Annotated in this window: 5 protein-coding genes; 3 read left to right on the top strand and 2 right to left on the bottom strand. The window is 39.5% G+C overall.

What is annotated here, in order from left to right; genetic code table 11:
* From B3R79_RS02840 to B3R79_RS02830, 3 genes are all read left to right on the top strand, one after another.
* The coding region (locus B3R79_RS02840) for a PadR family transcriptional regulator (protein ID WP_293693624.1) at nucleotides 1-259 on the top strand (259 nt) is incomplete at its 5' end.
* The gene (locus B3R79_RS02835) at nucleotides 246-833 is read left to right on the top strand and encodes a DUF1700 domain-containing protein (RefSeq protein ID WP_204984681.1); all 588 of its coding nucleotides are present in this window, start codon (nucleotides 246-248) and stop codon (nucleotides 831-833) included. The genes B3R79_RS02840 and B3R79_RS02835, both read left to right, overlap by 14 nt.
* Nucleotides 833-1,741 carry a DUF4097 family beta strand repeat-containing protein gene (locus B3R79_RS02830; protein ID WP_204984682.1) on the top strand — a complete coding sequence of 303 codons (909 nt, stop codon included), beginning with the start codon at nucleotides 833-835 and terminating at the stop codon, nucleotides 1,739-1,741. Before B3R79_RS02835 ends, B3R79_RS02830 begins: the two co-directional genes overlap by 1 nt.
* Nucleotides 1,742-1,778: 37 nt before the next feature.
* On the opposite strand, the gene B3R79_RS02825 is transcribed toward B3R79_RS02830, so the two are convergent.
* Nucleotides 1,779-2,132, bottom strand: coding sequence for a DUF1304 domain-containing protein (locus tag B3R79_RS02825; protein WP_154454958.1), 354 nt, complete (start codon nucleotides 2,130-2,132; stop codon nucleotides 1,779-1,781).
* 97 nt (nucleotides 2,133-2,229) lie between these two features.
* The coding region (locus tag B3R79_RS02820) for a YhgE/Pip domain-containing protein (protein WP_293693619.1) at nucleotides 2,230-4,053 on the bottom strand (1,824 nt) is incomplete at its 5' end.

The following is a 4,053-nucleotide window of genomic DNA, read 5'->3' as shown; positions in this document are numbered from 1 at the left end:
TTATGGGTATGCCATTAGTCACACGATTAAAAAGCTGGCAAATATCAAAGAATCCACTTTGTACCCGATTTTAAAAAAATTGGAAAAAGCGGGTTACTTAAGCACTTATCAACAAGAATATCAAGGACGTAAACGCAAGTACTATGCCATTACTGACAGTGGCAAGGAGCAATTGGCTTTTTTGAAAACGGAGTGGAAACTTTATCAGGAAAAGGTTGACGAGATTATTGAAGGGAGATTAGAGGATGACGAAAGTTGAGTATTTAGCTAAATTAGATCGGTATCTACGGAAATTGCCAAAGGATGACTACCAAGAGGCGATGGACTATTTTAGGGAATATTTTGACGAGGCTGGCCCAGAAAATGAGGAGGCAGTGATTGCCGAATTGGGGACTCCAAAAGAGGCTGCTCGTGATATTATCAGCCGTTTGCTTGATGAGAAAATCATTGATGCAGATGCTACTGAAACGCCTAAAAAATGGGGAACAATGGTTTGGATTGCTAGTTTAGCTGTACTAGCAACACCTGTTGCTCTACCGCTTGCCCTTCTCATTTTTGGGGTTCTCATTACTATTTTAGCCTTGGGGGTTGCTCTTATTGCAACAGTACTTGCGCTTGCAGTTGCTTTTATTATTTCAGGATTTTATATGCTCTTTGACAGCTGGTCTTACCTCAGTGTTTCTTACTCAGCAACAGCACTTGGTTTTGGCTTAGGCTTACTATCACTTGGCTTGTCATTATTAGCCATTTTAGCAGCTGGAGCAGTCTTTAGAATGGCTGGGCGCAGCATTGTTCATTTGGCACAAAAAACAGTAAATAAAGGGAGAAAATGATGAAATCGTGGACAAAGATTATTTTAGGATTTGGGATTGGAGCGACCTTAATTGGTGCAGCACTTGCAGGATATGGATTTGAGACTGGTGGACTAGCTGATTTGGAGAAAAATGTAGAAACTTTAAGCACAACTCGTTATCACAAAGTAAGCCTTGACACCTTTAGCAAAGTAACTATCGATAGCTCTGCTTTTGATGTGGTAGTTGCTAAGGAAAACGTGGACAAACCTTTTATTTCTTACTCAGACAATAGCAAAACTTCTGTCAACTATGAGGTTAAGGATGATACATTAACGGTCAAACAAACAGGACATTTGAGCCAAGGGGAAAATACTGAGATCCATTTCTTTAGTCTCAGAGATTTAATCAATCTAGCAAAATCAGGTATCATTGAGAATTCACACACCATTGTCATCACCGTGCCGCAAAATACCAACCTCACCTCCCTCCAAGCCAATCTCAAGGCAGGGGATTTAGACATTAACAACCTTTCGCTTGATAATGCCAAATTAGATGTCAAAGCTGGGGATTTGACCATGTATAATGCTCACATCAATGCTGGAACTGTTACATTGACAGCTGGAGATGTCGATATTGAGCACAGCCAATTAAATCAGTTTGATTTTACCGTTACAACTTGTGACCTTGATTGCGACAATAGTCAAATCACTAATACTTCTTTCAAACTCCGCATGGGAGATTTCTCAGCTGAACATGCGACTTTCAAGGGTGAGGACAATAGCATCACCTCAACAGCTGGAGATGTCGATATTACACTGGCAGACAAAGATTTGAAGATTAATCCATCTTACTTTTTAGGAGATGCAGACATCGCTTCAGATTTAAACACATCTAGCCAAAATACATTAACTATTGACAACAAAGCCGGTGACATCACCATTCAATAAACGCAAAAAGCATCGTTTAAGCGATGCTTTTTTTGTCTTAAAATAAGAGCGTCAATAATGCCAAAATAGCAGGACCACCTTGTTTTAAGATAATCTTGCGGTCAGCTGTTAAGCTACCGTAAAGGGCTACTAAGATGACATTTAGTAAAAAGATAGTAACTACAGTTGTATTGCTTGTAAAGACACCGTAAAGCAAGAAAACACCAATCATTCCGTTATAAACCCCTTGGTTTTTAAAAAGATTGGTAACTGAAGTCCGTTGCAACTCTTCTTTTGACATATTAAAGACACGGCTGGTCGCATCTGATTGTGTCGCAAAGGTTTCAAGATACATGATGTAAAAATGCTCTAAGGCAACTAAAACCGATAAAATAAGTGTGATAAGTGACATAATCTCCCCAATTCGTTAATCATAATGAATTCATTATATAAAATTTTCTGACATTTTTCAAATAATCTGCCCACAAAAAAAGCAGAGGTAAACCCTCTTAGGCCTCTGCTTTTGGTTGTTTGTAAATGATCAGTCCCATAATCATGAAGGCGATTAAGAAACCGACTAAGACACCAACTTCTTGACCGATAGAGCCTGTCATTGAAATGGTTTCACGCAAGGCAGTTACAATGTAAGACATCGGTAAGTAAGGGTGAATAACTTGGAAGAATTTTGGACTCAATTCAATTGGGTAAGAACCACCGGCAGAACCTAATTGAAGAACCAAAATAATCAAAGAAATAAATGAGCCATAACGACGGTTCCAACCGATAAGCGCCGTTACAAGAGCCATGAGCGTCCAACCACCTAATAAAATAACAAAGATGGTACGCCATTCGTAATTGGCTTCAAAACCAAGGAATTGAATAGCTCCATATAGAATCAATGAACCAGCTGTTGAAATCAAACCATTGATAAAGATTTTTTGTTTAGCCCATTCCCAACGGTTTTTAACTGGAAGACCTGATAGAGAGCTTGCGAAGATAACGTTGGTTGAAAGTGCCACAACCATTAGAGATACGGCAATCATGTATGGTGCCATACCAATACCATTATTTTTAACGGTGTCAATATCTTTGCGTTTTGTTGTGACAGGGTCAGAAACTAATTTAGCATTTTTATTCTTAACAGAAACAACTGACAATTGTTTGCTTGCTTTAGAAAGTGATGAAGACAAGGTTGAGATACCGTCTGTCAAGGTTCCTAAACCAGTTGTCAAGGTTTCACTACCTGCTGCCAATTGACCAGCACCAGAAGCTAATTGTTCAGCGCCGGATTGCAATTGGTCGACACCACTTGTCAATTTGCCGTTGTTAGCAACTAATTGGTCGGCGCCGGATTGTAATTTTGCTACACCACCAGTGATTTGACCATTGTTAGCAACTAGTTGATCTGCTCCAGATTGTAATTTTGCTACACCACCAGTGATTTGACCATTGTTTGATACCAATTGACTAGCACCGGATTGCAATTTCGCTGCGCCACTTGTTAAAGCATCATTGTTAGAAGCTAATTGTTCTGCACCGGATTGCAATTGTGACGCACCGCCAGTTAATTGATCGTTTTTCGCGACAATCGCATTAGCACCATCTGTCAATTGAGAAACAGCTGCTGTGTATTGAGAAATACCATCAACTAACTGAGGAATACCTGTTTCTGCTTCTAAACCTGACTTGAAGTCTGTCAAGCCATTGACAAGTTGTTGACTGCCACCACTTGCTAAAGCAACTCCTGATTGCAAGGCTGAAACGTTATTCAACAGTGTTGATAGATTTGCTAATTGACTTGATAGGGATTGAAGCGAACTCAATTGAGATTGAATTGCTGAAATTTGTGACGTTAACTGATTAGCAGTTGCTGCACCAGAACTATTAGAAATAGCTGCTTCGATTTCTGCTTGGCGTTCAGTACTCAAACTTTGATAAGCTGACGTTGCTTGAACAGCTGCCAAATCAGAACGATTGATAGATGAAATAGCGCTGCTCATTGTTGACAATTGCTGACTAAGTTGGCTTAGTGAGCTTAGACTAGATTGCAATTGTGACACATCAGGGATAGATATGCCGTTAACTTGAGATTGTAAACTCTGTAAACCATTGTTTAATTCAGTTGCACCTGACAACAATTGTTGCAAGTATGAGCTGCTGTTTGATTGCAGTTGTGCAATACCATTTGTTAAGTCTTGTGATTTGCCATTTAATTCATTCAAACCACTTGACAATTGGTTGACACCATCAACATAAGCATTGATACCTGATGATAAGCTTGTTGTGCCTGAAGCTAATTGCGATACACCGTTGGTGTAAGTATTCAAGCCGCT

It is taken from the genome of Streptococcus sp. UBA3373 (genome assembly GCF_002360305.1).
Lineage (GTDB): Bacteria > Bacillota > Bacilli > Lactobacillales > Streptococcaceae > Streptococcus > Streptococcus alactolyticus.
This window is presented reverse-complemented; position numbering and strand designations above follow the sequence as displayed.

Excerpts from the sequence above, each read along its gene's own strand:
- B3R79_RS02835 (WP_204984681.1), top strand. The coding sequence starts at position 246 with ATGACGAAAGTTGAGTATTTAGCTAAATTAGATCGGTATCTACGGAAA.
- B3R79_RS02830 (WP_204984682.1), top strand. The coding sequence starts at position 833 with ATGAAATCGTGGACAAAGATTATTTTAGGATTTGGGATTGGAGCGACC.
- B3R79_RS02825 (WP_154454958.1), bottom strand. The coding sequence starts at position 2,132 with ATGTCACTTATCACACTTATTTTATCGGTTTTAGTTGCCTTAGAGCAT.